This window comes from Cobetia sp. SIMBA_158 (genome assembly GCF_046566945.1).
GTDB classification, from domain to species: Bacteria; Pseudomonadota; Gammaproteobacteria; order Pseudomonadales; family Halomonadaceae; genus Cobetia; species Cobetia amphilecti.
Genome location: NZ_JAWJYL010001080.1, coordinates 1 through 236 on the forward strand (window position 1 = coordinate 1; position 236 = coordinate 236).

1 pseudogene is annotated in these 236 nt (G+C 69.9%); it reads left to right on the forward strand.

From position 1 onward, the window contains the following. Positions 1–236 (forward strand): annotated as a pseudogene (locus R2R70_RS23105) (NAD+ synthase); the annotation flags it as partial.

Here is a 236-nt window from a genome sequence, read left to right on the forward strand (position 1 = left end):
GATGCGCTGGGCGCGGACCGCGTGCACGCCGTGCTGATGCCGTAGCACTACACCGCAGACATTTCCAAGGGAGACGCCGCCGAGCCGGCCAGGCTGCTGGGCGTGAATTACGAGGTGATGCCCATCGCGCCGAGGGTCGAGGCCTTCACCGAGACCCTGGCGGAGAGCTTCGCCGGTAGGGAGCGCGGCACCAGCGAGGAGGATCTGCAGGCGCGGTGGCGGGGGGTGCTGCTGAG